This window comes from Aliarcobacter sp. (assembly GCF_041672065.1).
In the GTDB taxonomy this organism is placed as follows: domain Bacteria; phylum Campylobacterota; class Campylobacteria; order Campylobacterales; family Arcobacteraceae; genus Aliarcobacter; species Aliarcobacter skirrowii.
Genome location: NZ_JBAZAH010000014.1, coordinates 1 through 26,189 on the forward strand (window position 1 = coordinate 1; position 26,189 = coordinate 26,189).

The 26,189-nt window shown below is 28.3% G+C and carries 34 protein-coding genes and 1 pseudogene; 11 read left to right on the forward strand and 24 right to left on the reverse strand.

What is annotated here, in order from left to right:
* Positions 1-53 precede the first annotated feature (53 nt).
* Positions 54-386 (forward strand): DUF2325 domain-containing protein, encoded by a 333-nt coding sequence (locus tag WC168_RS03575; protein ID WP_066159746.1) that lies wholly within the window; start codon positions 54-56, stop codon positions 384-386.
* Between the two features lies 1 nt (position 387).
* Here WC168_RS03575 and WC168_RS03580 read toward each other — a convergent pair whose 3' ends face one another.
* Together WC168_RS03580 and WC168_RS03585 are read right to left on the reverse strand one after the other, a co-directional pair.
* Positions 388-870: an ankyrin repeat domain-containing protein gene (locus WC168_RS03580; RefSeq protein ID WP_372617580.1), complete on the reverse strand. Its 483-nt coding sequence runs from the start codon at positions 868-870 to the stop codon at positions 388-390.
* Positions 871-878: 8 nt separating this feature from the next.
* Positions 879-2,306, reverse strand: a complete 1,428-nt coding sequence (locus WC168_RS03585; RefSeq protein ID WP_372617582.1) for a catalase — start codon at positions 2,304-2,306, stop codon at positions 879-881.
* A 137-nt stretch (positions 2,307-2,443) separates the two neighbouring features.
* On the opposite strand from WC168_RS03585, the gene WC168_RS03590 reads away from it, so the two are divergent.
* Together WC168_RS03590 and WC168_RS03595 are read left to right on the forward strand one after the other, a co-directional pair.
* Positions 2,444-2,875: a globin gene (locus tag WC168_RS03590; RefSeq protein WP_066159757.1), complete on the forward strand. Its 432-nt coding sequence runs from the start codon at positions 2,444-2,446 to the stop codon at positions 2,873-2,875.
* 59 nt (positions 2,876-2,934) lie between these two features.
* Positions 2,935-3,831 carry a DMT family transporter gene (locus WC168_RS03595; RefSeq protein WP_125296292.1) on the forward strand — a complete coding sequence of 299 codons (897 nt, stop codon included), beginning with the start codon at positions 2,935-2,937 and terminating at the stop codon, positions 3,829-3,831.
* 14 nt (positions 3,832-3,845) lie between these two features.
* Here the strand turns inward: WC168_RS03595 and WC168_RS03600 are convergent, their stop codons facing one another.
* Together WC168_RS03600 and WC168_RS03605 are read right to left on the reverse strand one after the other, a co-directional pair.
* Entirely contained in the window at positions 3,846-4,043 is a 198-nt protein-coding gene (locus tag WC168_RS03600) for a hypothetical protein (RefSeq protein WP_066159763.1), read from the reverse strand.
* Between the two features lie 78 nt (positions 4,044-4,121).
* Positions 4,122-5,207, reverse strand: a complete 1,086-nt coding sequence (locus WC168_RS03605) for a DNA alkylation repair protein (protein ID WP_372617589.1) — start codon at positions 5,205-5,207, stop codon at positions 4,122-4,124.
* Positions 5,208-5,422: 215 nt separating this feature from the next.
* Here WC168_RS03605 and WC168_RS03610 point away from each other — a divergent pair, with 215 nt between their 5' ends.
* The 6 genes from WC168_RS03610 (at position 5,423) to WC168_RS03635 (ending at position 8,564) form a co-directional block, all read left to right on the forward strand.
* On the forward strand, positions 5,423-5,650 hold the full coding sequence (locus WC168_RS03610) for a hypothetical protein (RefSeq protein ID WP_125296289.1): 228 nt from the start codon (positions 5,423-5,425) through the stop codon (positions 5,648-5,650).
* Positions 5,643-6,152 (forward strand): ATP-binding cassette domain-containing protein, encoded by a 510-nt coding sequence (locus WC168_RS03615; protein ID WP_372617591.1) that lies wholly within the window; start codon positions 5,643-5,645, stop codon positions 6,150-6,152. Before WC168_RS03610 ends, WC168_RS03615 begins: the two co-directional genes overlap by 8 nt.
* Before the next feature lie 218 nt (positions 6,153-6,370).
* Entirely contained in the window at positions 6,371-6,589 is a 219-nt protein-coding gene (locus tag WC168_RS03620) for a cold-shock protein (protein ID WP_066159795.1), read from the forward strand.
* Between the two features lie 5 nt (positions 6,590-6,594).
* A complete protein-coding gene (locus tag WC168_RS03625) occupies positions 6,595-7,272 on the forward strand; it encodes a methyltransferase (protein ID WP_372617593.1) in 678 nt (225 codons plus the stop codon).
* On the forward strand, positions 7,263-7,403 hold the full coding sequence (locus tag WC168_RS03630) for a hypothetical protein (protein ID WP_164698875.1): 141 nt from the start codon (positions 7,263-7,265) through the stop codon (positions 7,401-7,403). Before WC168_RS03625 ends, WC168_RS03630 begins: the two co-directional genes overlap by 10 nt.
* A gap of 99 nt (positions 7,404-7,502) precedes the next feature.
* Positions 7,503-8,564 carry an agmatinase family protein gene (locus WC168_RS03635; RefSeq protein WP_372617596.1) on the forward strand — a complete coding sequence of 354 codons (1,062 nt, stop codon included), beginning with the start codon at positions 7,503-7,505 and terminating at the stop codon, positions 8,562-8,564.
* Between the two features lie 28 nt (positions 8,565-8,592).
* On the opposite strand, the gene WC168_RS03640 is transcribed toward WC168_RS03635, so the two are convergent.
* The 3 genes from WC168_RS03640 to WC168_RS03650 all read right to left on the reverse strand — a co-directional run bounded on the left by WC168_RS03640 (position 8,593) and on the right by WC168_RS03650 (position 11,411).
* Positions 8,593-9,162 (reverse strand): superoxide dismutase, encoded by a 570-nt coding sequence (locus WC168_RS03640; protein WP_066159808.1) that lies wholly within the window; start codon positions 9,160-9,162, stop codon positions 8,593-8,595.
* Between the two features lie 73 nt (positions 9,163-9,235).
* Positions 9,236-10,441 carry a mechanosensitive ion channel family protein gene (locus WC168_RS03645; RefSeq protein ID WP_372617598.1) on the reverse strand — a complete coding sequence of 402 codons (1,206 nt, stop codon included), beginning with the start codon at positions 10,439-10,441 and terminating at the stop codon, positions 9,236-9,238.
* Positions 10,442-10,490: 49 nt separating this feature from the next.
* A complete protein-coding gene (locus WC168_RS03650; RefSeq protein ID WP_066356198.1) occupies positions 10,491-11,411 on the reverse strand; it encodes a manganese-dependent inorganic pyrophosphatase in 921 nt (306 codons plus the stop codon).
* Positions 11,412-11,546: 135 nt separating this feature from the next.
* On the opposite strand from WC168_RS03650, the gene WC168_RS03655 reads away from it, so the two are divergent.
* Positions 11,547-11,963, forward strand: a complete 417-nt coding sequence (locus WC168_RS03655) for a YchJ family protein (protein WP_372617600.1) — start codon at positions 11,547-11,549, stop codon at positions 11,961-11,963.
* Positions 11,964-11,978: 15 nt separating this feature from the next.
* Here WC168_RS03655 and WC168_RS03660 read toward each other — a convergent pair whose 3' ends face one another.
* The 3 genes from WC168_RS03660 to WC168_RS03670 all read right to left on the reverse strand — a co-directional run bounded on the left by WC168_RS03660 (position 11,979) and on the right by WC168_RS03670 (position 14,406).
* Positions 11,979-13,628, reverse strand: coding sequence for a methyl-accepting chemotaxis protein (locus WC168_RS03660; protein ID WP_372617602.1), 1,650 nt, complete (start codon positions 13,626-13,628; stop codon positions 11,979-11,981).
* Complete coding sequence (locus WC168_RS03665) at positions 13,600-14,130, reverse strand: PDC sensor domain-containing protein (protein WP_372617604.1); 531 nt, start codon at positions 14,128-14,130, stop codon at positions 13,600-13,602. Before WC168_RS03665 ends, WC168_RS03660 begins: the two co-directional genes overlap by 29 nt.
* An 87-nt stretch (positions 14,131-14,217) precedes the next feature.
* A complete protein-coding gene (locus WC168_RS03670) occupies positions 14,218-14,406 on the reverse strand; it encodes a hypothetical protein (RefSeq protein ID WP_372617606.1) in 189 nt (62 codons plus the stop codon).
* A gap of 98 nt (positions 14,407-14,504) precedes the next feature.
* On the opposite strand from WC168_RS03670, the pseudogene WC168_RS03675 reads away from it, so the two are divergent.
* Positions 14,505-14,760: pseudogene (locus WC168_RS03675) on the forward strand (helix-turn-helix transcriptional regulator).
* A gap of 2 nt (positions 14,761-14,762) precedes the next feature.
* On the opposite strand, the gene WC168_RS03680 reads toward WC168_RS03675, so the two are convergent.
* The 14 genes from WC168_RS03680 to atpG all read right to left on the reverse strand — a co-directional run bounded on the left by WC168_RS03680 (position 14,763) and on the right by atpG (position 26,187).
* Positions 14,763-15,263 (reverse strand): asparaginase domain-containing protein, encoded by a 501-nt coding sequence (locus WC168_RS03680; protein ID WP_372617608.1) that lies wholly within the window; start codon positions 15,261-15,263, stop codon positions 14,763-14,765.
* Positions 15,250-16,656, reverse strand: a complete 1,407-nt coding sequence (aspA, locus tag WC168_RS03685) for an aspartate ammonia-lyase (protein ID WP_279133619.1) — start codon at positions 16,654-16,656, stop codon at positions 15,250-15,252. The genes WC168_RS03680 and aspA overlap by 14 nt, the downstream gene beginning before the upstream one ends.
* Before the next feature lie 59 nt (positions 16,657-16,715).
* A complete protein-coding gene (locus WC168_RS03690) occupies positions 16,716-17,414 on the reverse strand; it encodes a 5'-methylthioadenosine/adenosylhomocysteine nucleosidase (RefSeq protein ID WP_066159821.1) in 699 nt (232 codons plus the stop codon).
* Positions 17,407-18,336 carry an ACP S-malonyltransferase gene (gene fabD, locus WC168_RS03695; protein ID WP_372617610.1) on the reverse strand — a complete coding sequence of 310 codons (930 nt, stop codon included), beginning with the start codon at positions 18,334-18,336 and terminating at the stop codon, positions 17,407-17,409. The genes WC168_RS03690 and fabD overlap by 8 nt, the downstream gene beginning before the upstream one ends.
* Before the next feature lie 127 nt (positions 18,337-18,463).
* Complete coding sequence (locus WC168_RS03700) at positions 18,464-19,045, reverse strand: peptidylprolyl isomerase (RefSeq protein ID WP_066159827.1); 582 nt, start codon at positions 19,043-19,045, stop codon at positions 18,464-18,466.
* 13 nt (positions 19,046-19,058) lie between these two features.
* The gene (locus tag WC168_RS03705) at positions 19,059-19,919 is read right to left on the reverse strand and encodes a tetratricopeptide repeat protein (RefSeq protein WP_279133625.1); all 861 of its coding nucleotides are present in this window, start codon (positions 19,917-19,919) and stop codon (positions 19,059-19,061) included.
* Positions 19,920-19,926: 7 nt separating this feature from the next.
* A complete protein-coding gene (locus tag WC168_RS03710; protein WP_372617613.1) occupies positions 19,927-20,460 on the reverse strand; it encodes an OmpA family protein in 534 nt (177 codons plus the stop codon).
* A 66-nt stretch (positions 20,461-20,526) separates the two neighbouring features.
* Entirely contained in the window at positions 20,527-21,795 is a 1,269-nt protein-coding gene (gene tolB, locus WC168_RS03715; protein ID WP_372617615.1) for a Tol-Pal system protein TolB, read from the reverse strand.
* Complete coding sequence (locus WC168_RS03720; protein ID WP_279133630.1) at positions 21,788-22,537, reverse strand: TonB C-terminal domain-containing protein; 750 nt, start codon at positions 22,535-22,537, stop codon at positions 21,788-21,790. Before WC168_RS03720 ends, tolB begins: the two co-directional genes overlap by 8 nt.
* A complete protein-coding gene (locus WC168_RS03725; RefSeq protein ID WP_319086125.1) occupies positions 22,530-22,919 on the reverse strand; it encodes a biopolymer transporter ExbD in 390 nt (129 codons plus the stop codon). Before WC168_RS03725 ends, WC168_RS03720 begins: the two co-directional genes overlap by 8 nt.
* A 3-nt stretch (positions 22,920-22,922) precedes the next feature.
* Positions 22,923-23,483 carry a MotA/TolQ/ExbB proton channel family protein gene (locus tag WC168_RS03730; RefSeq protein ID WP_372617618.1) on the reverse strand — a complete coding sequence of 187 codons (561 nt, stop codon included), beginning with the start codon at positions 23,481-23,483 and terminating at the stop codon, positions 22,923-22,925.
* Between the two features lie 6 nt (positions 23,484-23,489).
* Positions 23,490-23,870, reverse strand: a complete 381-nt coding sequence (gene atpC, locus WC168_RS03735; protein ID WP_372617620.1) for an ATP synthase F1 subunit epsilon — start codon at positions 23,868-23,870, stop codon at positions 23,490-23,492.
* A gap of 16 nt (positions 23,871-23,886) precedes the next feature.
* Entirely contained in the window at positions 23,887-25,281 is a 1,395-nt protein-coding gene (gene atpD, locus WC168_RS03740; RefSeq protein WP_066159853.1) for a F0F1 ATP synthase subunit beta, read from the reverse strand.
* A gap of 21 nt (positions 25,282-25,302) precedes the next feature.
* Positions 25,303-26,187 carry an ATP synthase F1 subunit gamma gene (atpG, locus tag WC168_RS03745; protein ID WP_066407736.1) on the reverse strand — a complete coding sequence of 295 codons (885 nt, stop codon included), beginning with the start codon at positions 26,185-26,187 and terminating at the stop codon, positions 25,303-25,305.
* Positions 26,188-26,189: the final 2 nt, after the last annotated feature.

The window sequence follows — 26,189 nt, forward strand, 5'->3', positions numbered from 1 at the left end:
ATTAAAGTTTCTTTTTATAATAATATCGATATTAATTATCAAAAGGAGCAGTTATGTCTGTATTAGTTATAGGAGCTGATGATATCTCACAAATAAAAGAGATGTTTTTAAATCTTGGTGTAAAAAATGTTAGTCACTGGGATGCAAGAAAAAAATCAAGTGCTCCCAAAAAAGTCCTACCACAAAATTTAGATTGTATAGTTATGATTACATCATTTCTAAATCACAACACTATGTATAAATATAAAACTCAAGCAAAAAAGAGAAATATTCCTTTTATATGTTCAAAAAGATCAACATCTTGTGTATATGAAGAGTACATAAAAGTTATGGGAATAAAAGATTGTAGTGAATGCTACGCAAACTGCTCAAGAAAAGATAAATAAGCTATCTTTTCTTTTTAAATAGAGATATAAATTTTGATAAAAGTAGATATATTTTTGATTTAAAACTTCTATTTTTATTCTGTTTGTTTAGATATTCAACAATTTTTGTATGTCCAAACATTGAAGCAAATGTTATAGCAGTTGTACCCATTCCACTATTTTCATTAATATTTGCACCAGCTTCAACTAAAATTTTTACAATATCAAAATAACCTTTGAAACAAACACCAGCAAGTGGTGTTTGTCCTCTATCATTTTTTCTATCTACTTCTGCTTTATATTCTAATAACATCTTAGTAGTTTCAAAATTTCCATTATATGAAGCTAACATCAAAAGAGTATTGCCTTTGTGATCTGTTAGATTAACACTCATTCCAGCATCAAGCATAGCTTTTAAATCTTGCGTTTTACCAACTCTTGCAAAATCAAGTGCTAAAACTTGTAGCTCTTCATATCGCTTTAACTCTTCTTGTGAAACTTCCATATAAAAACCTATATTCCTAAAGCTTTTTTAACACCAGCTGCATAATCTGGATGTACTTTTTCAAAAAGTGCAATTTGTCTATCAATAATATCTCTTGGAACACCAGCCATTGCATCTTTTATATTTGAAAATAGTTGCTCTTTTTGATTATTACTCATAAGTAAAAATAGTGCTCTTGGCTGTGAGAAATCATCATTTCCAACTCTATGATCATATCTCTTTGCAATATCACCAACAGCTAAATCTGGCTCTAAATAACTTTTATCTTCAACTGCTCCATCAAAGCTATTTGGCTCATAAAATGCCTTTGTAGGCTCTTTTATATCAAAATTCATACTTCCATCAAGATTATATGTATTTACCTCAACTATTGGTCTATTTACAGGTAACATCTCATAGTGTGTTCCAACTCTATATCTTTGAGCATCTGGATATGAGAAAATTCTTGCTTGTAGCATCTTATCAGGAGAATAAGAGATTCCAGGAACTATATTTGATGGGCTAAATGAAGCTTGTTCAACTTGTTGGAAATAATTTTTAGGATTTTCATTTAAAGTCATAGTTCCAACTTTAATCATTGGATAATCACCATGAGGCCATACTTTTGTTAAATCAAATGGATTAAATGAACATTTTTTTGCTTCTTCTTCACTCATTATTTGAATCTCAAAACTCCATTTTGGAAAATTCCCTTTTTCAATATTTTCAAACAAATCTCTTTGATTTGATTCTCTATCTTTTCCAACTATGGCTTCTGCTTCTTTATTTGTTAAAGTCTCTATTCCTTGAAGAGTTTTGAAGTGAAATTTAACCCAAAATCTCTCATTTTTTGAGTTGATTAAACTATATGTATGAGAACCATATCCATTTATATTTCTAAATGATTTAGGCAATCCTCTATCTGACATTAGAATTGTAACTTGATGAAGAGATTCAGGGCTTAAGCTCCAAAAATCCCACATTGCAGTGTTACTTCTTAAGTTTGTTTGTGGATCTCTTTTTTGAGTATGAATAAAATCAGGGAATTTATATGCATCTCGTACGAAAAATACTGGTGTATTATTACCAACTAAATCCCAATTTCCCTCTTTTGTATAAAATTTAAGTGCAAAACCTCTTACATCTCTTTCAGCATCAGCAGCACCTCTCTCACCTGCAACTGTTGAAAATCTTAAAAGTAGTTTTGTTTTCTCACCTTTTTGTAAAACTTTTGCTTTTGTATATTTTGAAATATCTTCTGTTATTTCAAGAACTCCAAAAGCTCCACTTCCTTTTGCATGAACAACACGCTCAGGGATTCGTTCTCTATTTTGATGTGCTAATTTTTGAATTAATTGATAATCTTGTAATAAAACAGGACCTCTTTCACCTGCTGTTAAAGAGTTTTGGTTATCAGCTATTGGATTTCCACCTGTTGTTGTCATTGTTTTTTTCATATTTACTCTCCTTAGTTTAATGGAAAAAAATTTTCCTTTAGCTAAAATATTATTGACTTAAAGCTTAAAGAAACTTAAATTTATATATATTTTCATAATTAAATATTTTTTAATAAATTTATAAAAAAGGTAATAAAATGAATTTTAAAATTTCACAAGCACAATTTGGAGTAAGACCTCCTGTTACAAAACCAGATCCAAAAGTATTAGATTTTTTAGGTGAAAATGGTATGAGAGAGATTATCTCAAGACACTACGATTTACTAAGAGTAAGCAAAATAAAAGATATGTTTCCACAAGATGATGCAGAGTTTGAACAAGCAAAAATAAATTCAGCTGATTTTTTTATTCAAATTTGTGGAGGAGTTGACTATTTTAATCAACACAGAGGAAATCCTATGATGGTAAAAAGACACGCTCCTTTTAAAATAACTCCAAATGCAAGAGTTGTTTGGCTTGAGTGCTATATTGAAATCCTAAAAGATTTAGATATGCCAGATGATTTAAAACAATCATTTTGGAACTATTTAGATATATTCTCAATGTGGATGATAAATAGTAATGAATAGAAAATAAGCCAAAAAAAGGCTTATTTGAGTACAATTTCCAAAAAATTTGGAAGTGAAAATTGAGTATTCAAACAAAAGGTATTTTATTAGCTGTTATCTCAGCAATTTGCTATGGAACAAACCCTTTGGGGGCACTATTTTTATATGAAGAGGGATTAAATGTAAACTCTGTAATATTTTATAGATTTGCTTTTGCTACTCTTTTCTTAGCTATTTTTATGCTAATTCAAAAAAGATCTTTTTTTGTAACATTTAAAGAGTTACTAATTTTAATCTTTCTTGGATTGCTTTTTGGTATATCTTCAATATCTCTATTTAGCTCATTTTTATATATGGATGCTGGATTAGCTTCAACTATTTTATTTGTATATCCAATATTTGTAGCAATATTAATGGCTATTTTTTTTAAAGAAAAGAGCTCTATAATAACTATTTTATCAATATCTTTAGCAATTATAGGAGTTTTGTTTTTAAGTGGAAGCGATGAAGCAAATGTTAGTAAAATTGGAATAATTTTGGTTTTAACATCATCACTTTGTTATGCTATTTATATAGTTATTATAAATCAATATCTAAAATTAACAGCTTTGAAAGTTACACTCTACTCAATGCTATTTTGCACTATTACGATTTTTATCCACTCACTATTTACTCAAAGTTCAAATATAATGCCTCTTGAAAACTTTAGTATGTGGTTTTATTCAATATTTTTAGCTCTTGTTCCAACAATCATCTCTTTACTTTTTTTGATAAAAGCAATACAGATTATAGGCTCAACAAGTGCATCAATTCTTGGTGCTTTAGAGCCTTTAACAGCTGTTTTAATAGGAGTTCTTATATTTAATGAAATAATTACTTTTTGGTTAATTATTGGAATAGTTTTAATTCTTTTAGCAGTTGTTATGATTATTTTAAAAAGTATTTTAGAAAAAATCTTTTTTCTAAAATATAAATAGAGAGTTTTAGCTCTCTATTTTGCTGGAATTGAAGTTTTCTCTTCTATTTGTTTTGCAGTTTTATTTGCTGGTTCTTGTAAATATGCAAAAATTGCACCTAAAACAAGAAGTAAAATAACAATCAATCTTACAGTGTTTCTTTTTTGTTTTGATTCATTTCCATTATAGTCATCAATTTTTTCTAAACTCGGTTCACCTTTGTTTTTTGCCATGGTATCTCCTTTTAATTATTTAGCAACTATTCTACCCACTTTTGCTTTTAAAATCACATTTATGTTTTTTTTAGTAAATTAATTGCTGGAGTCATTTAAGAAAAACTCCTCTTTTAAAACTTCTACACCATTTATCAAAATTCCTATAAAATGAGTTCCAATATAGTGTTTTCTAGTTGTCATATTTTTAAAGCTCTGTTTTTTTTGAAATCTTTTTTTTGTTGATTCTATACTATTTTGACTTATCATAAAAACTTTTTTATTATGATTACTGTTTGATTTTAAATAATAAATAACATATTCAACTCTTATATTTCCAATAGGTTCATCTGAATTTATCTCAAATGAAAAATTAAAATCTTCATTCAAAAATATAGTTTTATCACAACAAAAATTTGTGAGATTTATATGATGAGATTTATCAAAATTAAATAAATCTAATACCTCTTTATCTCCTTTTTTCAAAAGCGTACGAGAGCCGTGTTTACAAATCCAATCAAGATTTTTTGAAATATTTAAATTATTTTTTACAAACTCTACTACCATTTTTGGATTATCTTTTGATATATCATTTAAACTATTTGCTACACTTTTTTGAACATATTTTGAAGAGTCATTTTTAAGTAACTCAATTATCTCAAATACTTTTTGTGGATTTTTCTTAAAATTTGGCAAAGCAACAGCCCAAGGAAGTCTAGGTCTGCAACCCTCACTTGCAAGCCTTCTTATATGTTCATTTTGTGATTTTGCCCAAATTTTCATCTGATTTATAGTTTTATCTTCATACTTAATTATAAATTGCCTTATTGCAAACTCACTACTTGAATCTATTGTAAAAAGTTCCAAAGCTTTCATTGAAACTTCAAAATCATCAAGTCCAAAAACCTCAACAAAATCTTGAAAAATCATAGCTTCCAAAGCTTTGAAATCTTTTTTTACTGCTGTTAAAATCTCAATTTGCTCTTTATACGAAAATGGTAAAAACTCATACAAAGTTTTTGAAATATGTCGCATTCTTTGTTTTAGTTCAAAATTTTCCCAAGCATTTGTAAAAATAGCTTTTTTAAACTCATCTTTTTTAAACTCTTTGTAACTATTTTGTAAACTATTTGATAATTTTTTTATAAACTCTTGTGAGTATAAATTTTTTAGTTGTTCTGCCATTTTTAATCTCTAATATTTAATTTTATTTCATTTTATCATAGTTTGGATATACTCCTTTTCTATTTTGAATATTCAGGCTTAAGGTTTAAGCAACAAAGATATTTTCCAAATCTCTTCTTTGTACACTTATCCAATTTCTATTAAAAATAAGTAAACAGCTATTTAGTAGTGTTGTTTTAGCAATTGGAAGAGCTGTTGAAGATACTGCTGTTATTATGATGACAGGAGCTGTTGCAATGGGTGGAATTCCAAACTCACTATTGGAAAAATATGAGGCTATTCCATTTTTTATATTTTATGTATCTTCACAATATCAAGATATTTATGAACTAAATAAAGGTTATGTAGCTGCTATGATACTTCTTTTTGTATCACTTAGCCTGTTTATTTTTGCATTTATTTTACAAAAAATAGCTATTAGAAGGAGTCAAAAACTTGAGTAAAAATATTTTAAAAATAGAGAATTTAAATCTTTACTATGATAAAAAGCAGGTTTTAAAAGATTTAAACTTGAATATAGAAAAAAACTCAATCACAGCAATAAGTGGTCCAAGTGGAATTGGAAAAAGCTCTTTGCTTCTTGTGTTAAATCAGATGATAAAAGAGTATGAAAATGCAAGTTTTAGTGGAAAAGTATATTTTAATGATGATAATAAAGATATTGATATTACAACTTTATCAAACAAAGAGCTACCAAATCTTAGAAAAAAAATTGTATATGTAAGCCAACATCCAGATATTTTGCCATTCTCTATTTTTGAGAATTTATATTTTCCTCTAAAACTTCAAAAAATAAAAAAAGATGATGCAAAAAAGTTAATAACAGAGGTATTAAAAATCGAAAATTTGATTTTAGAGTTAAAAAAAAGTTGTACAATAGTTATAATATCGCACTTTAAATCTCAAATATTAAATGTAGCAGACTCAATTTTTAAAATAGAATAAAAAATATTTTGTTAAATTAGACTAAAAGCTTGCTATTAAATTTTTATTCAGTTACAATGCAATTTCTTGAAGATGATTTAGGGTTTTTGACTACATCTTTTGTTTGCTTTTATTGATAACTACAGATTAATACTAAATAAACTTAATACAAATTAAAACTCCTTTAGACTTTATAGATTACTTTAAAAAAGTAAAAAAATTAATTAAAAGGAAATGCCATGGCAGATCAAAACATTGGAACAGTAAAATGGTTCAACTCAGAAAAAGGTTTTGGATTTATCCAAATAGAGAACGAAAATAAAGATTTCTTTGTTCACCACAGTGAAATTCAAAGTTCAGGATATGGAAGAGTATCTTTAGACGAAGGTCAAAGAGTATCTTTTGAAATCGGAAGAAATGAAAAAGGTCCTCAAGCAAAGAATGTTAGAGCAATCTAAATTTTTTGAGGAAAATCAGATTTAAATACCAAACAATAGAGTTTGGGAAAAATGATATTCATTTAAAAACACTAAGAGACAGGCAAGAGTTTAATGATGATGACAAAGTAGCAGAGAAATTAGGTATTTCTAATGCTACTTGGTCACTATTTGGAGTCGTCTGGCCATCTAGTGAAGTTTTAGCAAATTTTATCTACAACTATGACTTTAAAGATAAAAGAATTTTAGAAGTTGGTTGTGGTATTGGACTATCAAGTTTAATTTTAAACCGCCTAAACGCAGATATAACAGCAACAGATTATCACCCTGAAGTAGAAAAATATCTCTTAGAAAACACAAAACTAAATCAAGATAAAAAAATTCCATTTGTAAGAGTTGATTGGGACGATGAGTACAATGACAAACTTGGGAAATTTGACTTAATAATTGGTAGCGATTTACTATATGAAAGAGATCACGCCAAACTTCTGTCAATATTTTTAAATTCTCATGCAAAATTAAATTGTAAAATCATCTTAGTAAACCCAAATAGAGGGCATCAAGCAAAATTTACAAATAAAATGGCTGAATATGGATTTTCATGTACTTCACATGAAGTTCAAAAAACAGAGTATTTGGATGAGCCATACAAAGGTAAAATATTTAAATATTCAAGAAATTATAAAGGAGAACAATGTCAATAACAAATATAAGCAAAAATATAAAAGAGTTAGTTTTACTAAGACTTATACAAAATGGAGAATCTTTAATAGATGCATCTTCAAAAGCTGGTTTATGTATAAAACTTTCAAAAAATTATTTAAATATAAAATAATAAATATTTAATCTAACAATTTTACAAATAAAACTTCAAATTAACTTTACTATTGTTTTAAATATCTTATAATCTCCAAAATAAAAAATGGAGACTTTTATGAGATATAGAAACTTAAAAGATGATATAGAAATTTTAGAGTTGGGACTTCCTCCAAAAAAAAATGATGGATTTCTAGGAAGCAAAGTTGATCCAAAAGAGGCTAGCTTAATTTTAATTCCAGTTCCTTGGGAAGCAACTGTATCTTTTTCAGATGGGACCGCAAAAGCACCAGATGCAATAAAAGAAGCAAGTCATCAACTAGATGCTGAAACTTACCACTACATAAAACCTTACAGTGCTGGAATAGCTATGCTTGAAACAGATAAGCATCTTTTAAAACTTAGTAATAAAACTAGAAAAAAAGCTATAAAGGTAATTGAAGCATTAGAAAACGACGAGAGCGATAAAAAATCTCTGAAATTTGTAAACAATGTTTCTAATGCACTAAATAGTTATGTATATGATGAATCAATTAAAAGAATTAAGAAAAACAAATTTGTAGCCGTTGTTGGTGGGGATCACTCTTCTCCTTACGGTCTTATAAAAGCTTTAAATGATAGTTCTAAAGAGGATTTTGGAATAGTTCATGTAGATGCTCATCACGATTTAAGAGAGGCTTATGAAGGATTTACTTACTCTCATGCTTCAATTTTTTACAATGTAATGAAAGATTGCCCAAAAGTATCAAAGCTTGTTCAAATAGGAATTAGAGATTATAGCAAAGAAGAAGCTAATAGAATGAAGGATTATAAAGATAGAGGAGCTTGTTTATACGATACTTTAATGCAATTGGAACTTGCTAGTGGAAAATCACTTGAAGATGTTTTTACTCCTTATATAAATCAACTTCCACAAAATGTATATCTATCTATTGATATTGATGGTTTAGAGCCACTTAATTGCCCAAATACAGGAACTCCAGTTCCTGGAGGATTAAGATATGGAGAACTTGAACACCTTATTTTTATGATTGTAAAAAGTGGTAGAAAAATTATTGGTTTTGATTTATGTGAAGTTGGAAGTAGTGAAAATGGTTGGGATGCAAATGTTGGAGCTAGAGTTTTATATCAACTTTGTGGAGCATTGTTAGCTAGTCAAGGAAAAATAGAATATAGATAAAAGTATGGAAAATCCATACTTTTAAAACTTATGCTAATTTACTAGCAACTACTTCCCAGTTTACAAGTTTCCAGAAATTTTCTAAAAATTTTGGTCTTGCATTTCTTGTATCAATATAGTAAGCATGTTCCCAAACATCACATGTTAAAACTGGAGTTAAACCATCAGTGATAGGACATCCAGCATTTGAAGTTGTAACGATTTTTAAAGCACCACTTGCATCTTTTACTAACCAAGCCCATCCTGAACCAAATTGTCCTATAGCTTTAGCTGTAAACTCCTCTTTAAATTTTTCAACGCTTCCAAAAGCTTTTGTTAAAGCTGCTTCAACAGAAGCTGGAATTGATCCTTGAGTTGGAGTTAAACCATTAAAGAAGAAGTCATGGTTAAATACTTGAGCAGCATTATTAAATAATCCACCTTCAGAATTTTTAATAATATCTTCAAGACTCATATCTTCAAATTTTGTACCAGCGATTAGGTTATTTAAATTTGTAACATAAGTATTGTGGTGTTTTCCATGATGATATTCTAAAGTCTCATCAGACATTAGTGGCGCTAAACTTGCATATGGTAATTTCATTAATTCGTGTTTCATAATAATTCCTTTTTAATAAATTTGAACTTTAGAGGATACAATATTTTATCTTTGTTTATAGTTAAAATTATTTTTATCCATATTGATATGGTTTTATATCAAATTCACCTAAAACAGAGTAGATATGGTCAAAAATATCTGATTGAATATTTTCATAATCTACCCAAACTGTTGTAGATGTAAAACAGTAAATCTCTAAAGGTATTCCATACTCATTTGGAGATAGTTGTCGCACCATTATTGTCATATCTTTATTTATATTTGGATGATTTTTTAAATATGTCAAAATATACGCTCTTAAAGTTCCAATATTTGTAAGTCTTCTTCCATTTATAGATACACTTAAATCAAATTTATTTGATTCGTTATAACTTTTTATCTCATTTACTTTCTCTTTTAAATATGGGGCTAATAGATTTGCTTTTTCAAGCCTTTGTATATCATCTTCACTCAAAAATTTAATACTATGAAGATCTATCTTAATTGCTCTTTTTATTCTTCTTCCACCTGATTCTCTCATTCCTCGCCAGTTTTTAAAAGAGTCAGATACAAGCGCATAAGTTGGAATCGTTGTGATTGTTTTATCAAAGTTTCTAACCTTTACAACATTTAAACCAATATCTATAACATCTCCATCAGCACCATATTTTGGCATCTCTATCCAATCTCCAAGCTGAACCATTTTATTAGTTGATAGTTGTAATCCTGCACTAAATCCTAAAATTGTATCTTTAAATACCAACATTAAAACAGCAGACATTGCTCCAAGACCACTTAAAATAGCAACTGGAGATTTATCTGCTAAAATAGCAACAATATAAATAACACAAACAATTCCAAAAACTAATTTTACACCTTGAATAACTGTTCTCATAGCAAAAAATGGTGTTTGTGTTGCTAAGTGAAGTGAACTAAATATTTTATCAATAATTGAATAAATCACCAACAAAGTAAAAATAGATATCCAAACCAGTGATAAAGTCATTAAAGTTTCATAAATATAACCACTTTCAACCCAAATTTTTGTCTGCCAATTTACAACTAAACCTTGAAATAGAAGTGATAATCTTTGGTATAAATTCTCTTCTAAAAGAGTAGATGTTATTAAATTTTGTTTTCTTTGATTAAATTTTATAATCGCTTTTAAAATAATTTTATGTAGTAATATATGAATAATAAGTGCTGTTATAGAGATAATTATTAAAATAGCTATGCTCATTACCAAAAATGTTGGTTCTATTCCAAAATCTCTTAAAAAATCTACTAAATATTTTTTCATTTTTTCTCCTAAAGGTAGTATTAAATATAAAGCCTTTAGGCTTTATATTTTAAGCAAATGCTGGTTCTAAGAAAGGAATAATCTGTTTTTTTCTACTTAAACATCCATCTAACCAAACTTTTCCATCTTCAAGTTTACAATTAAATGCTTTTTCAAAAATTGAAGTATCATTTGATGCAACCAATACTTCACTTCCCTCTTTCATAATATCAGTTAATAAAAGTGCAACTGTATGAAGATTTTGTTCATCTTTTACTTTTTTTATATCTGCCATTAAATCATCTTTGATTTTATCAAATACAGATCCATCTACAACTTCAAGTTGCCCTACTCCCACTTTAGATCCATGCATATCAAAGTTTTTGTAATCTCTCATTACTAAATCTCTTATTGGTGTACCTTCAACTTCAGATTTAACTTTAAACATCTCCATACCAAGTGCACCAAAATCTTCAATTCCACAAATTTTTGATAACTCTTTAACAACTTGAATATCAAGTGGTGTACAAGTTGGTGATTTAAAAATTACTGTATCACTTAAAATTGCACACATCATAATAGCAGCAATATTTGCAGGTATTTCAACTTTATGATAATCATACATCTCTTTTACAATAGTATTTGTACAACCAACTGGTCTAATCCAGCACTCTAATGGAGCTGAAGTTGTAATATCACCAAGTTTGTGATGATCAACAATTCCAACAACTGTTGTTTTATCTAAATCTTGTGGAGCTTGAGCAATATCTGAATAATCTGTAATAAAAAGCTCATCACCTGCAAATGAAGTTTTTAAAACTGGCGCTTCAAATCCAAACTTATCTAAAATAAATTTTGTCTCTGGATTTAACTCTCCTTGTCGTGCAGGAGTTGCTGCTCTTCCAATTTTATTTAATAGATATGCTAAAGAGATAGCCGAACAAACTGAATCAGAATCTGGAATAATATGTCCACATGTATATAATGCCATAGGTTGTATCCTTTTTTTTATATTTTTTAATTTTAAGGCTAGATTTTATCTAAAAAGAGGTAAATTTCTTTTAAAATTAAAACTTTAATAATTTTAGACAGATTAATTTAACTATTTGTAATAAAAAGGAGTATTTTGAAACTTAATGTAAACTCTTTATGCCCTTGTAGAAGTTTAAAAAAATATAAAAAGTGCTGTAAAATTTTTCATGATAATATAAAAAACCCTTCAAACGCTTTAGAGCTTATGAAATCAAGATTTAGTGCCTTTGCTTTTTGTAAAAGTGATTATATTATAAAAACAACTCATCAAAAAAACTGCGATTTTTCTTTAGATACTTTTTCATGGAGAGATGATATTGAGCAATTTTGTAAAAATACATATTTTGAAAAATTAGAGATTTTAAATTTTATAGATAGTGAAATTGAAAGCTTTGTAACATTTAAAGCTACTTTATTTCAGAATAAAAAAGATATCTCTTTTATAGAAAAAAGTAGATTTTTAAAAGAGAGTAATATTTGGTTTTATGTAGATGGAGAGTTTTTGATATAGATTAATATTTAAATATTAATCTATATTAATTTTATTTATCTCATCCTTTTCATCAAACTCTTTTGTATTTACATTTTCTATTATTACTTGTGATATATCATTCACACTTATTGCAATTTCATTTGTTTTTGAAGCTATTGAAGCATTTTGCTGAGTTTGAATATCCAAGCTATTTATTGCATTTGTAATTTGTTCAATCCCTAATTGTTGCTCCTTTGATGAGTGTGCAACATTTTCCAAAATATCTAAAGTTTTTGTAATATTCTCATTTAATTCTCTATAATCCTCTATCATACTATTTGCTATATCTCTTCCTTGATGTGATTTAGAAGTTGCAATTTCAACAATATTTTTTATTTCTTTAGCAGCTTCAGAACTTCTATTTGCAAGATTTCTTACTTCTTGTGCTACAACTGCAAAACTTTTTCCAGCTTCACCAGCAGTTGCTGCTTCAACTGCTGCATTTAAGCTTAAGATATTTGTTTGAAATGCAATTTGATCAATCACTTCAATAGCTTCATTTATTGAGCTAACTTGAGTATTAATCTCATCCATTGATTGATTTGTTTCATTAGCTAATAATTCACCTTTTTTCACAGAATCTCTTAATATTTGAGCATTTTTAGACATTAAAACTACATTATCTACATTTGAATTAACTGTACTCATAATCTCTTCCAATGCAGCTGCAGTCTCTTCAAGTGAAACGGCAGCTTTATTTGAAGAAACATTTAAAGTATCCACATTTTTTAATAAATTACTAGCACTACTATTTAAGATATTTCCATTAGCTTTATTCTCTTTTAACATTTCAATAATTGTTTGTCTTAAAATACCAATTTTACAAATAAGTTGTTCTACTGTACTATTTTTAGCTACACTAGAAATATCTAATTTTTTTATGTAATTCATTGATATATAACCATCTAAAGTTTGATTTATCTCTTCAAAATTTAACTTCAAATTCTTTAATCCAGAATTTATTGTATCTTTTAGATGTAATAATGTTTTTGTAGTAGAATTTACTTTTATATTTTGATTAAAATAACCAAGTTCTATTTTAGACATAACTTCTTGAACATCATTTAGAAACTCTCTATCACTTTCTAAAGTTTGTTTTACTGATGAAATACCTTCATTTATCTTATTTGCCATCATATGAAATTCATCTGCTGTATCTATTTTTATATCTTCAATATTATTACTATTTCCTTTTAAATATTCAAAGAAATTTATAACTCCTTCTTGAAGTTTTGGAAGTGGAGTTAAAGATCTATTTAAAATATATATAAATCCTACTATTGTTAAAACCAGGAAAAATATTGATATTAAAAAAAATTTAATTAAATCATCATATATTGTTGAAAAAGCTTTTTGCTTATTTATTTGAAGAACCAATGACCAAGAACTTGTAGGAATTGTGGCTATTGAAACTAAAGTCTCTTCTCCATTTAAGTTTATCTCTGCAAAGTTTTGTTTAGTATTTTGTAACTTCTTAAAAACTTGACTCTCTTTTCCTATTAAATTTTCATTCTTATGAACTAAATAATTTCCATCTTTATCTACTAAATAAGCAAAACCTTCTGAACCTAAATCTATATTTAAAACACTGTTTACAATATCTTCTAATAGTAAATCAGAACTTACAACTCCAACTAAATTCATTATCTATATTTATAATTGGCGAATATATAGAAATAGCTAATTTATTTGTAGCACTATCAATATATGGTTTTGTAAATCCTGATTTTAATAAAGCCTTAGCATCTTTATACCAAGGTCTTGTTCTGGAATCATAATTATCAATTTTTGGTGAACTATCTTTTCCACTCCATCTTGTCATCAGTCCATCATCCTCATAACCAATATAAACAGATGAAAACCCACCTGTTTCTTTTGATAAATTTGAAATAGTTCTTATTTTTTCTAGTTCACTATCTTTATCAAATATTACTATTTTATCTGACATTGAACTTATTAAATTTTTTCTAAATTTTAAAAATTCATCAATAATATGAGCTTCTCTTGAAACAACTCCTATCTCTTTCTCTTTTATATTTTTATAGCTTATTTCATAACTATTAGATAAATTAAAGTATCCCAATATAATATATGAAATAGCGATTACGACAACAACTGGTACAAATATCTTAGCCTTTAAATTCATTCTCCCCCCCCCCTAGATTTTATTGATTTATTATAAAATAATCATCTAATGACAATCTTATTTTATAAAACTAATATAGAAAATAATTTACCTTTTATAAATTTCATTATTAATATTTCTTTCAATCTTTATTCTAATATTATGTAAATCAAATAATATATCTTTAAAAAGTCTATTATCAGCTTTATTATCTACTTTTTGTTTATTTTTACTTGACATATTTTCAAGCTTGAAAATAAACTTTTTTAAATTTTTATATGCTTTATTTGTTACCATTATATATACCTTTTTTAATTTATTTATCCTATAGGATAAAGACTTATGAAAATTATCTTATTAAAGTTTAATATTTATTTAACCTATAGGATAATTTTTTGTTAGATGTAGATTTTAGTAACAGTACAAAAGAAGAGATAGATAATTTTTATAAAACAATTTCTAATAATGTGAGAAAACATAGACTAGAAAAAGGGTTATCTCAAGAAAAAATAGCACTTGATATAGGTATAAAATCAATAGCTTTTTATTCTAATTGCGAGAATAATAAATATAATAAAATTTAATTTAGAGCATCTATATAAGATTGCAAAAGCTCTAAATATTAGAATAGAAGAGTTATTTAGTTATTAAAATTAAATATTTAAGAACTTCCCTAACTCTCTATTTTTTATAATTTTTTTATAGTTTTTTACACTTCCATGCATTGATATATAGATACCATTTTCACAATTTGAGTTTAAAAAGCCAATTGCTTGTGAAAAATTCAGAGTTGCTTCTATTTTGTTTATAGAAATTGGAAGCATAGCTCCTGTTAAAATTATAGTTTTATCTTTTATCTTTTCATCTAAATATTTTGCCGTTAAATCCATAGTATCTGTTCCATGAACTATAATAATATTTTCATTTTTAATGTTTTTTATAGTTTTTACTATAAGTTCTCTATCAACATCACTCATCTCTAAACTATCTTTAGAGATGATATTTAAAACATCAAAATTTATGTTATAGCAGTAACTTATAATATCATCTAAAGCAATGCTATCATTTGGAACTTCTAACTCTCCAGTTATAGGATTGTACCTTTTATTAAAAGTACCTCCTGTGTTTATAACTGTGATTTTAGATTTTGTCATAGTTGTGAACCATATTTTTTGGTTGAAGAAGTTCTTCTAACTCCTCTTTTGTAAACAGTTTTTGCTCCAACAAAATATCATAAACTCTTTTTCCAGTTTTTAAAGCCTCTTTTGCAACAGCAGAGCTTTTTTCATATCCTAAGATTGGATTTAATGAAGTTACCAAAGTAGCAGAATTTAAAACATTATTCATACAAACTTCAGGATTTGCTGTAATTCCTTTGATACACTTTTCAGCTAAACTCTCAAATGCTCTTCTCATCATATTTATAGAGATAAATAGTTTATATGCAATAATTGGCTCAAATACATTTAGTTGAAGTTGTCCATGCTCGCTTGCCATTGATATTGTAACATCAGCTCCAATTACATCAAATGCCACTTGATTTACAACTTCAGGCATAACTGGATTTACTTTTCCAGGCATTATTGAACTACCTGGCTGCATTGGTGGAAGATTTATCTCATTTAATCCAGCTCTAGGACCACTACTTAAAAGTCTTAAATCATTACAAATTTTTGATACTTTTATAGCAATTGATTTAAATCTTCCAGATATATGTACAAATGTACTTGTATCTTGAGTTGCTTCAATCATATCTCTTGCCATATAATAATCAGTTCCAGTTACAACTCTTAGATTTTTGATAACCAGTTCCTGATACTCTGGTTTTGTATTTATTCCAGTTCCAATTGCTGTTGCTCCAAGATTTACCTCTCTTAAAAGCTCTTGAGCTCTTGAAAGTCTTAAAATATCATCATCAATCATTGTTGCGTAAGTTTTAAACTCTTGCCCCAAAGTCATAGGAACTGCATCTTGAAGTTGTGTTCTTCCCATTTTTAAAATATCTTTAAATTCAACAGCTTTTTCATAAAAAGAGTCTCTTAAAATTTTTAAACTATCTTGCAACTTAAAAATTAGTTCATAAAGTGTAAGTTTAATTGCAGTTGGATAAGCATCGTTTGTAGATTGACTCATATTTACATGGTTATTTGGATGAATGATTTCATATGAACCTTTTTTATGCCCTAAAATCTCTAAAGCTATATTTGCAATAACTTCATTTGCATTCATATTTGTAGAAGTTCCTGCTCCTCCTTGAATAGGGTCAACTATAAACTGATCATGAAATTCACCAGCAATAATTCTATCACAAGCTTGAACAATAGCATCTTTTTGGATTTGTGTTAAATCTCCTAACTCAAAGTTTGTTAAAGCACAAGCTTTTTTAACTTTTGCAAGTGAGATAATAAAATTTGGGAAAAGGTTAATTCCAATTGTAGTAATATTGAAATTTTCTTTTGCTCTTAAAGTTTGAATACCATAATATTTATCATTTTCGATCTCTTTTTCACCTAAGAAATCTTTCTCTACTCTGTGTAAGTTATCCATTATAATCCTTTAAAAAATTTAAAAGATTATAGAATAATCCTACACAAAATAGTATTAAACTACTTTGTAATTAATTCATCAACAATTTTTACTAAATAGTTACTTGATATTTTTGCACTGCTATTTAAAAATTCATCAAAATCAAAATTTGCTTCACCATTAGCACTATCACTAATTGCTCTTAAAATAAAAAAAGGAACATTTAAAGCATCACAAACAACTGCAACACTTGCACCTTCCATCTCTAAAGCATCAGCTTTGAAAGTAGTTTCAATAAACTCTTTTCTCTCATTTGAATGAACAAATTGATCACCTGTTGCAATGATTCCTTCAATAACTTTTAGATTTTGATTAAGTGCAACTTTTTTTGCAATATCTAAAAGCTCTTTTGAACTATCAACAAAAACTTTTCCACCTGGAACAAAACCATTAGGATGTCCAAAAGCTGTTATATCCAAATCGTGTTGGCAAAGTTTTGTAGCAACTATCATATCACCAATATTAAGTTTTGGATTTATTGCACCTGCAACACCTGAGAAAAGAAGAGTATCACAAGAGAATTTTTGAATTAAAGTGCTTGCAGTTAAACTTGCAAATACTTTTCCAATTTTAGAGTGTGCAATTACAATATCTAAGCCTTTATAATTTACCTCATAATACTTATTATCAGCATACTCTATTGTTTTATAATCTTTAAAGAACTCTAAAAGAGGGTCAATCTCCTCTTGCATAGCTCCCATAATTGCTAATTTAGTCATTTAAAGCCTCAATAGTTTCATTTAAAGTTTTCATGTCAGATACATTTAAAGTTGGTTTTTCAGAGCTTTTTTTATTTAAACCTTTTAAAACAGCCCCATTTCCAAACTCAATATATAAATCAACTTTACTATCATGAGCCTTTATTGATTGTTTATATTTTACAGGGCTAATTAGTTGAGAAGATAATAATTCAATTGCCTCATCTTTTGTATTATAAACTTCAGCACTTACATTTGAAACAACATCCAAAAACTCATCATTTAAGTACTCAAATAAATAAGGTTTTAGATTTTCAACAGCACTTTGAAGTAGTTCACAGTGACTTGCAACGCTCATATCTAAAACTAATGCTCTTTTTGCACCAGCAGCTTTAAAAGTATCAACCAAAGACTCTAAATCAGCTTTAATACCAGCAAGTACAAGTTGCCCATCCATATTGTAATTTGCTGGCCAAACTTTTTTTCCAGCTTCTCTTTGCTCTTTACAAATAGTCTCAACCGTTTCATCATCTAAACCTAATAGTGCCATCATTCCAGCACCACCACCACTGCAAGCCTCAGTCATAAAAGTACCTCTTTTATTTACAAGCTCAATTGCATCTAAATAATCAATTGCACCAGCAGCAACTAAAGCTGAAAACTCACCAAGAGAGTGACCTAAAACAAACTCTGGTTCAATCTTACATCTCTCTTTAAAAACTGCAAGAGCAATTGAACTAACTAATAAAACAGCAGGTTGAGTAAACTCAGTTTTTCCTAAATTATCATTCTCTTCAAATAGAAGTTTTTCAAAATCTATATTTAATCTTTCACTTGCTTTTTTTACCATATCTTTTGCAATATCACTATTTTCAAAAAAATCTCTTCCCATTCCAATTGTTTGACTTCCTTGACCTGGGAAAATAAAAGCTACCTTTTTCATTCTAATCCTCTTTAAAAAATTTAAATTTCAAAACTATTTTTTAAAACTAATTGAGTTCTAAAAAATAGTTTTGCCCAAATGCATCTCAACACTTGGGCAAAAAATATAGTTTATCTAATCTTTGTGATTAGTGACAACCACATCCACCGTGTCCGCCACCAGTTCCACATCCACCACCGTGTGAATGTCCATGATCGTGCTCATCTGTACCACAGCTTCCACCACCACAACATCCGCCACCCATAGCAGCAAATCCACCAACAACACCTGATTGAATCTCTTCATCAGTTGCATCTCTTAAACTTAAAATTGCTACGCTAAACATTAAAGTTCTTCCAGCCATTGGATGATTATAATCAATTGTAACATTTGCATCATCAAAAGATTTAACAACTACTTGAATAGTCTCTCCATGCTCACCTTGACCATAAAGACTCATACCTTCAACTAACTCAATTCCTGCAAATTGCTCTCTTGGTAGAGTTTGAACTGCTTCAGAGTTATACTCACCATATCCATCTTTTGGCTCAACTAAAACATCTGCTTCTTCATTAGCAGACATTTTTACTAACTTATCTTCTAAACCAGGAATAATTTGACCTTTACCAGAAACAAACTCTAAAGGAGCTTGTCCAACATTTGTATCTAATTGTTCACCAGTTTTTGCATCTTTTAGAGTATACTCTATACCTATAACTTTATTTGCCATTTTAAATATCCTTTTATAATTTGTTTAAATTTATTTTTGCCTCTTTTGCTTCTTGACTATTTGGATAAAAATCAATTAAAGTATTATAAAAACTTTTTGCATTAACCTTATCATTTAAGTTCTCAAAAGAGATTGCACAGTGTAAAAGTAACACTGGCATATAACTTGCCTTATCATACAATATTGCAGACTTTTTAAAATATGAGATAGCATCTTCATACTTTTTTCTCTTAAACCACATCTCTCCTAAATAAAAATTACTTTCAGCTGGTTTATAATTTAATTCAACCAACTTCTCAAATTTAGGAATAGCGTAAGTATACATTTTTTCACCAAAATCTTTCTTTGCATCTTCCATTAACTTTGCTTTTTCTTCTGCAGTTTTTGGTTCAATTATTGAATTACTATTTTTATTTTGAACTGTTTTTTTATTGTCATTTAGTCCTAAAGCCTTTTTTAAAGCCTCATACTCTTCTTTTGTAACAAATTGATTCATATTATTTTTAAATTCGTTTGATGATACATATTCAGAATTTATCTTATTTAAAAGTTCTGTTAAACTTTTTATACTCTCTTTTAAACTCTCTATATCACTTTGATTTTGAGTTAAAGATGAAGATGTAGCATTTAATTTTTTAGAGTCACCTTCGTAAACAGAACTCAATCCATCTAATTTATTAGATAGAGTCTCTAAGGTAGTATTTAATTCTTCAACTTTTGAAGTTAGTTCACTTATATTTGATTGATTTTTTAAAATATGTTTTTCTGTGTTTGTAAGCCCATAAGTGCTACTTTTAGTCGCCTCATAAACCGAAACCTCTTGGGCTACGGTTATTGAAGCTATTAAAGTAAGTAATAGAAATTTTATTTTCATATAGCTCTTATTTTTCTAACTCTTGCTCAACTCTTCTGTTTTTTGACCAACAAGATTCAGTTTGTTCTGTACAAACTGGATTACTTTCACCTAATGATTTAATAGTAATATTAGCTTTTACACCATTATTTACTAAAATATTTTTAACTGCATTTGCTCTTTTTAAAGCTAAAGCATAGTTATACTCATCACTTCCTCTTTCATCAGCATTTCCATAAACAACAACTGTTGTTCCTGATTCTACTTTAGAAAGTTTTTTTGCATTGTTTACAGCTTTTTCTCTATTTTCATTTGTTAAAGTAAATTTATCATAATCAAAATACACATTCTCTATAAATACTCTCTCTCCAGCAATATTATAATAGCTACCTTTTTCAGATTTCTCTAAAATAGTTCCCTCTTTTACACCATCTGTTGAAGTTGTTTGTGCAGAATCTTCAGATCCTTTTGCAGTATTATTTGCATCTACTTCTTTTTGGCTACATCCAGCAGTAAATAGTAGTCCAGTAACTAATAACGAATAAAGTACCAGTTTTTTCATAATTTGTTCCTTAAAATAAATTTGACACAACATTCTACATAAAAAAACTTAATTTAAACTTGATTTCTACCAATCAATTGATTGAATTCTATTCCCTTTTAAAGGGAATAAATATGTTTTATCAAGGTTCAATCTTAGTATTCCAAGATAGCTTGAGTTATCAATTGTTCTTAAAAATAAAAGACTCTCTCCATCTTTTGAAAACTTTGGAAACTGATTTACTCCAGTTGCTGTTAATCTTTTTAAATCATTTGATTTAGTTGATGATAAATATAGATTAAAACTCTTTTTTTGGAACTGATTTTGTGAATCCCTACTAGAAAAAACTACTTTATCTTCGTATGTTGCAACTGAAGAGTTATTGTTACTATGAAAAACAAATCTCTCAACAGCACTCTCTCCTATTTTTTGAACAAAAATATTTGGATTACCTAATCTATCAGATACAAATGCAATTTTTTTATCACTATCTAAAAATTGACCACCAACATCTATTCCTGCATGAGTCGTAACTTTTGTTTTTTGTTTTGTTTTTAAATCATATAAAAATATATCAGCTTGCCCTTCAGGAGCTGCTGTTATTAAAATTTTATCTTCATTTTGATTGACATCAGAACAAACAATCATACCATCTGAGTCCATTATAAACTCTTTTGTACCTTTATATATATTTAATTTTACTAGTGTTGGTTTTTTGTAGTTGTATGTTGTATAAAATATTGTATCTTGTTTTGCATTTGCCCACTTTGGAAATAGATTTAAACCTCCACTTACAACTCTTGTTTTATAAGTTAAAGTATAATCTCCTATCATAATATTTGCTTTATTTGCACCATCATAAGCAGAAAAAACTACAAATTTTTCCATCCAATTTATACTTGGTGCTTTTATATAATCATTTGTTGATATTGAAGTTTTATGTGCTAAAAAGATATATCTATCTTCTAAATCTGTTGTATAATTTTTTTCTAAAACTAAAATATTTTTATTAATATCATATAGTTTTGTCATTAAAACATAATTTCCATTTTGCTCTTTTTTAGAGCTTAAATTTAAAAATAGATCAATACCATTATTTTTTAGTTCAATATAATTTGGATTACTTGAATAAGGGATAGAAGTCTCAAATGCACTAACTTCAAAGTTTCCACTTATATTTAAATCATCCACTACACCTTTTTTTATTTTACTTAAAATTAATCTCTCTTGACTAGAAGTATCAATAGATATAGAAATTTTTGGTTTAGATGCAATTTGTTTTACTATTTGAAGTTTTGCATCAACTGCCCATAGTGTATTTGCCATTAAAAATATTGTAAAAATTATTTTAATCATTTTTATCCTTTTGTTTAAATTCAACTTCGATTCGAATATTACCCTTTTTTGGTTTCGGATAGTTAATGGTTTTTTGAGTATCTAAAAATTTTTTTAAAGAGTTATCAAAAATCTCATTATTTGAAAATCTTAAAAAACTATAATCAAAAGTTCCATTTGAATCTATAGATATAATTACAACAGCTTTTAACTCTTTAGATTCACTTATAGGAGTCCATTTCGATAAAAGATTACTTATCTCTTTCATATACTCATCATCTTCTTGATTATCTCCACTTGATGAGCTATTTAAACTTGTTGATGTTTTATTATTTTCAAAAACTCTATCTAAAGATATTGGTTCTCTTTTCTCTTTTATAAACTCAGGTCCTTTGAATCTTTTTGGATCAATAGATTTTTTAATATTATTAATCTTTTCATCTTCTGTTTTTTTAGCAGTTTCACTAAAATTTGCAAATAGTGATTTTGCATCAAATTCTTTATTTGAAACAGAAGCTTCTTGTTGTTTTATAATTTCTGGCTCTTTTTTAATCTCTTGTTTTACAATTTTAGAAGTTTCTATTTTTGAAGATTTAGTTTCAAACATTTGTAAATCAATCTGTATAGATGTATCTTTAAAACTATAAACTTTTGTATCTGAAGAAGTTACATAAAATGATACAAATATTATAGTTATAAAATAGAGAGAAAATGCAATAAAACCACTAAGAAAAAAAGTTGAACTACTTTTCATTTTATCCATCAGTTACCAAAGAGACTTTAGTAAAACCAGCCTCTTTCACAGATTTTAAAACAAAAATAATATCATCATATTTTAAATTTTTGTCAGCTCTTATAGATACTATACTCTTTTGATCTTTGTTTTTTGAAAATAATAAAAAATCATCAGCAAAAGTCTTAATATCGTAGTTTTTTTTATTTAATACAATCTTTCTATCTTTTGTTATTGTAATAGTAATATTTGAAATATCTTGAATCTGTTTTGATTTGCTTCCTTGTGGAAGATTTATTGGTTCTTCAAACTCCATTACAGGAGCTGTTACCATAAGAATTGCTAGTAAAACTAACATAATATCAACTAAAGGTGTAATATTTAAGTCTGGTTTTTGGTTATAATCAAACAAATATTACCCTTTTGCTATTAGAATTTCAGATTGTGCTTTTAAATATACATTTAATTCATAAACTTTTCTAGATATTATTTGATGAAATGTGTAAGCAAATATTGCTACAAATATTCCAGCCGCTGTAGCAACTAAGGCTTCACTTATAGCTGGAGCAATAATAGAAAATGCAACTTTTGACTCATTTGTAAATTTAGCAAATGACTCTAAAATACCAACAACCGTTCCAAAAAGTCCAATAAATGGAGAAGTTGAAGAGATAATTGAAAGCCACGATAAGCCAACACTTGCATCTTTTATAGCATTTATTTCACATGCATTTAAAATCTCTTTTATATTATTTCCACCTGAACACTGATTTAATAATGATAGTGATGTAAATCTATTTTGTCCAGAAGTAAGTCCATCTAAAACCCTTTTTTCATTTTCAATGATTCTGTTTAGAGTGCTATTTCTATATAAAAATATCCAAAAAACAATAATTAAGTATATTGACAGCAGTGCTAATACTATCAAAGTAATAGCACTACTATTTGTCAAATAATTTAGTAATGTAGAAATCATATTTTTTTAAAGTGCAAAAGAGTTAATTTTTGCCTCAACTGCAGCAACTGAAACATTAGAGTCTTTAACAGAGTTAATTAACTCTTTAGCAGCTTCAATATTTTTTGCAATCTCAGAATCTTTTCCACTTGTTAATGCAATAGCACCATCTACTAGAACATCAACACTATTCTCATCTACTTTTACATGTCCCCAATTAATAGCGACAGCTTCAGTAGAATCAATTTTTTCAATAATAATCACACCCACAGTTAAAGTAGATATCAGTGACGAGTGCATTGGAAGAACTCCAAACTCACCCTCTTTTCCAGGAAGAGTTACACTCTTAACGTCACCACTAAAAATACTACCACTTGGAGTAACTATTGATAATTTAATTGTATCCATATTAGACCCTTATGGTTTATTTCATTTTTTCAGCTTTTGCTAAAACCTCATCAATTCCACCAACCATATAGAATGCCATTTCAGGAACATGGTCATATTTACCATCTAAAATTCCTTGGAAACCTTCAATTGTATCTTTAAGCTCAACATATTTCCCAGGACTTCCTGTAAATACTTCAGCAACGAAGAATGGTTGAGATAAGAATCTCTCGATTTTTCTTGCACGTGCTACAACAAGTTTATCAGACTCTGATAACTCATCCATACCAAGAATTGCAATAATATCTTGTAAATCTTTATACTTTTGTAGAACTGATTGAACACCTCTAGCAGTGTTATAGTGCTCTTGTCCAATAATATCTGCACTTAAAATTCTTGAAGTAGAATCTAGTGGATCAACTGCTGGATAGATACCTTTTTCTGCAATTTTTCTATTTAAAACTGTAGTTGCATCTAAGTGAGCAAAAACTGAAGCAGGAGCTGGGTCAGTTAAGTCATCCGCTGGAACGTAAACAGCTTGAACAGAAGTAATAGAACCTTTAGAAGTAGATGTAATTCTCTCTTGTAGTTTTCCCATCTCACTTGCAAGTGTTGGTTGGTATCCAACAGCTGAAGGAATTCTTCCTAAAAGTGCTGACATCTCAGATCCAGATTGAGCAAATCTAAAGATGTTATCAATAAACATAAGAACATCAAGACCTTTTTCATCTCTAAAGTATTCAGCCATTGTAAGACCTGTAAGTGCAATTCTATTTCTAGCACCTGGTGGTTCACTCATTTGACCATAGCACAGAGCAACTTTGTCAAGAACGTTTGAGTCTTTCATCTCATGGTAAAGGTCATTTCCTTCTCTTGTTCTCTCTCCAACTCCAGCAAATACAGAGTATCCTGAGTGTTTAAATGCAACGTTATGGATTAATTCCATAATAATAACTGTTTTACCAACTCCAGCTCCACCAAATAGTCCTACTTTTCCACCTTTTGAATATGGTGCTAAAAGGTCAACTACTTTGATACCTGTTTCAAACATCTCTGTTTTTGTTGATTGCTCATCAAAAGCTGGTGCAGATCTATGAATTGACCATCTTTCAACATCTGCAGGAATTGCAGCACCTTCATCAACTGGATCACCAATAACATTGAAAATTCTTCCTAAAACTGCTTCACCAACAGGAACTTTAATAGGACCTCCAGTAGCAGTACACTCTTGACCTCTTACAAGTCCATCTGTCATATCCATAGCAATAGTTCTTACTCTACTATCACCAATATGTGCAGCAACTTCTAATACTAGTCTATCTTTAGTTTTGTCATCTAAAGTAACATCAATAGCTTCATTAATCTCTGGTAAATATCCGTCGAACTCAACGTCAACAACCGGACCCATTACCTGAATAATCTTACCTTTCATATAGGGCATCTCCTTCTTAAATTATTTTAATGCTTCAACACCACTGATAATCTCTATCAGCTCTGTTGTAATTGCAGCTTGTCTTGCTTTATTATACTCAACTGTTAAACTACTAACTTTCTCTTTTGCATTTTTACTAGCAGCTTCCATTGCTTGCATTCTAGCACTGTGTTCTGCAGCTAAAGAGTCAATTAGCGCATAATACATATTGAAATCAATATATTTATCAGTTAATTCTCTTAAAACTTCGTCATCATCATCTGGCTCAATATTCAGCATAGATGTAGTTTCAGTTATTTCAACTTTTTCTAAACTAATTGGTAAAAGTTCTCTTACTCTAATCTCTTGAGTAAGCATATTTAAAAATCCATTGTAAACAATGATTACTTTGTCAGTAACTTCATTTTTAAAATCTTCTACTGCAGCTTTTATGAAATCAGAAGCTTTTTCATAAGTTGGAGCCGATGATAATTCAATAGATTTTTGCTCTATGTTCTTACCTTGGAATGAGAAGAATTCAACTCCTTTTTTCCCAGCAGCTCTTAATCTTACATTTGCACCTAAAGATTCATAATCACTAATCATTTTACTTACAGTTTTAATAGTATGCATATTAAAACCACCACAAAGTCCCTTGTCAGCTGTTACAAAAACTATATCAACTGTTTTTGGAGTTGCATTTTGAACAAATGCTCTTCCTAGATTTCCATCTTCTTGAACTTTGCTAACTCGTGCTGCAATATCAGATAAAACTTCATTTATCTTAGCTGCATAACTTCTTGACTGTTCAGATAACTGTCTAGTTCTTGTAAGTTTTGCAGAAGATACAAGCTTCATAGCTTTTGTAGTTTTTTCTGTATTTTTAACACTTCCAATTTTTAATTTTATCTCTTTTAAGTTAGCCATAG

What these genes read in the sequence shown, in the direction of transcription:
- WC168_RS03575 (WP_066159746.1), top strand. Translation starts at nt 54, where the DNA reads ATGTCTGTATTAGTTATAGGAGCTGATGATATCTCACAAATAAAAGAG.
- WC168_RS03580 (WP_372617580.1), bottom strand. Translation starts at nt 870, where the DNA reads ATGGAAGTTTCACAAGAAGAGTTAAAGCGATATGAAGAGCTACAAGTT.
- WC168_RS03585 (WP_372617582.1), bottom strand. Translation starts at nt 2,306, where the DNA reads ATGAAAAAAACAATGACAACAACAGGTGGAAATCCAATAGCTGATAAC.
- WC168_RS03590 (WP_066159757.1), top strand. Translation starts at nt 2,444, where the DNA reads ATGAATTTTAAAATTTCACAAGCACAATTTGGAGTAAGACCTCCTGTT.
- WC168_RS03600 (WP_066159763.1), bottom strand. Translation starts at nt 4,043, where the DNA reads ATGGCAAAAAACAAAGGTGAACCGAGTTTAGAAAAAATTGATGACTAT.
- WC168_RS03605 (WP_372617589.1), bottom strand. Translation starts at nt 5,207, where the DNA reads ATGGCAGAACAACTAAAAAATTTATACTCACAAGAGTTTATAAAAAAA.
- WC168_RS03610 (WP_125296289.1), top strand. Translation starts at nt 5,423, where the DNA reads ATGATGACAGGAGCTGTTGCAATGGGTGGAATTCCAAACTCACTATTG.
- WC168_RS03620 (WP_066159795.1), top strand. Translation starts at nt 6,371, where the DNA reads ATGGCAGATCAAAACATTGGAACAGTAAAATGGTTCAACTCAGAAAAA.
- WC168_RS03630 (WP_164698875.1), top strand. Translation starts at nt 7,263, where the DNA reads ATGTCAATAACAAATATAAGCAAAAATATAAAAGAGTTAGTTTTACTA.
- WC168_RS03635 (WP_372617596.1), top strand. Translation starts at nt 7,503, where the DNA reads ATGAGATATAGAAACTTAAAAGATGATATAGAAATTTTAGAGTTGGGA.
- WC168_RS03640 (WP_066159808.1), bottom strand. Translation starts at nt 9,162, where the DNA reads ATGAAACACGAATTAATGAAATTACCATATGCAAGTTTAGCGCCACTA.
- WC168_RS03645 (WP_372617598.1), bottom strand. Translation starts at nt 10,441, where the DNA reads ATGAAAAAATATTTAGTAGATTTTTTAAGAGATTTTGGAATAGAACCA.
- WC168_RS03650 (WP_066356198.1), bottom strand. Translation starts at nt 11,411, where the DNA reads ATGGCATTATATACATGTGGACATATTATTCCAGATTCTGATTCAGTT.
- WC168_RS03660 (WP_372617602.1), bottom strand. Translation starts at nt 13,628, where the DNA reads ATGAATTTAGTTGGAGTTGTAAGTTCTGATTTACTATTAGAAGATATT.
- WC168_RS03665 (WP_372617604.1), bottom strand. Translation starts at nt 14,130, where the DNA reads ATGAATTTAAAGGCTAAGATATTTGTACCAGTTGTTGTCGTAATCGCT.
- WC168_RS03670 (WP_372617606.1), bottom strand. Translation starts at nt 14,406, where the DNA reads ATGGTAACAAATAAAGCATATAAAAATTTAAAAAAGTTTATTTTCAAG.
- WC168_RS03680 (WP_372617608.1), bottom strand. Translation starts at nt 15,263, where the DNA reads ATGACAAAATCTAAAATCACAGTTATAAACACAGGAGGTACTTTTAAT.
- aspA (WP_279133619.1), bottom strand. Translation starts at nt 16,656, where the DNA reads ATGGATAACTTACACAGAGTAGAGAAAGATTTCTTAGGTGAAAAAGAG.
- WC168_RS03690 (WP_066159821.1), bottom strand. Translation starts at nt 17,414, where the DNA reads ATGACTAAATTAGCAATTATGGGAGCTATGCAAGAGGAGATTGACCCT.
- fabD (WP_372617610.1), bottom strand. Translation starts at nt 18,336, where the DNA reads ATGAAAAAGGTAGCTTTTATTTTCCCAGGTCAAGGAAGTCAAACAATT.
- WC168_RS03700 (WP_066159827.1), bottom strand. Translation starts at nt 19,045, where the DNA reads ATGGCAAATAAAGTTATAGGTATAGAGTATACTCTAAAAGATGCAAAA.
- WC168_RS03705 (WP_279133625.1), bottom strand. Translation starts at nt 19,919, where the DNA reads ATGAAAATAAAATTTCTATTACTTACTTTAATAGCTTCAATAACCGTA.
- WC168_RS03710 (WP_372617613.1), bottom strand. Translation starts at nt 20,460, where the DNA reads ATGAAAAAACTGGTACTTTATTCGTTATTAGTTACTGGACTACTATTT.
- tolB (WP_372617615.1), bottom strand. Translation starts at nt 21,795, where the DNA reads ATGATTAAAATAATTTTTACAATATTTTTAATGGCAAATACACTATGG.
- WC168_RS03720 (WP_279133630.1), bottom strand. Translation starts at nt 22,537, where the DNA reads ATGGATAAAATGAAAAGTAGTTCAACTTTTTTTCTTAGTGGTTTTATT.
- WC168_RS03730 (WP_372617618.1), bottom strand. Translation starts at nt 23,483, where the DNA reads ATGATTTCTACATTACTAAATTATTTGACAAATAGTAGTGCTATTACT.
- atpC (WP_372617620.1), bottom strand. Translation starts at nt 23,870, where the DNA reads ATGGATACAATTAAATTATCAATAGTTACTCCAAGTGGTAGTATTTTT.
- atpD (WP_066159853.1), bottom strand. Translation starts at nt 25,281, where the DNA reads ATGAAAGGTAAGATTATTCAGGTAATGGGTCCGGTTGTTGACGTTGAG.
- atpG (WP_066407736.1), bottom strand. Translation starts at nt 26,187, where the DNA reads ATGGCTAACTTAAAAGAGATAAAATTAAAAATTGGAAGTGTTAAAAAT.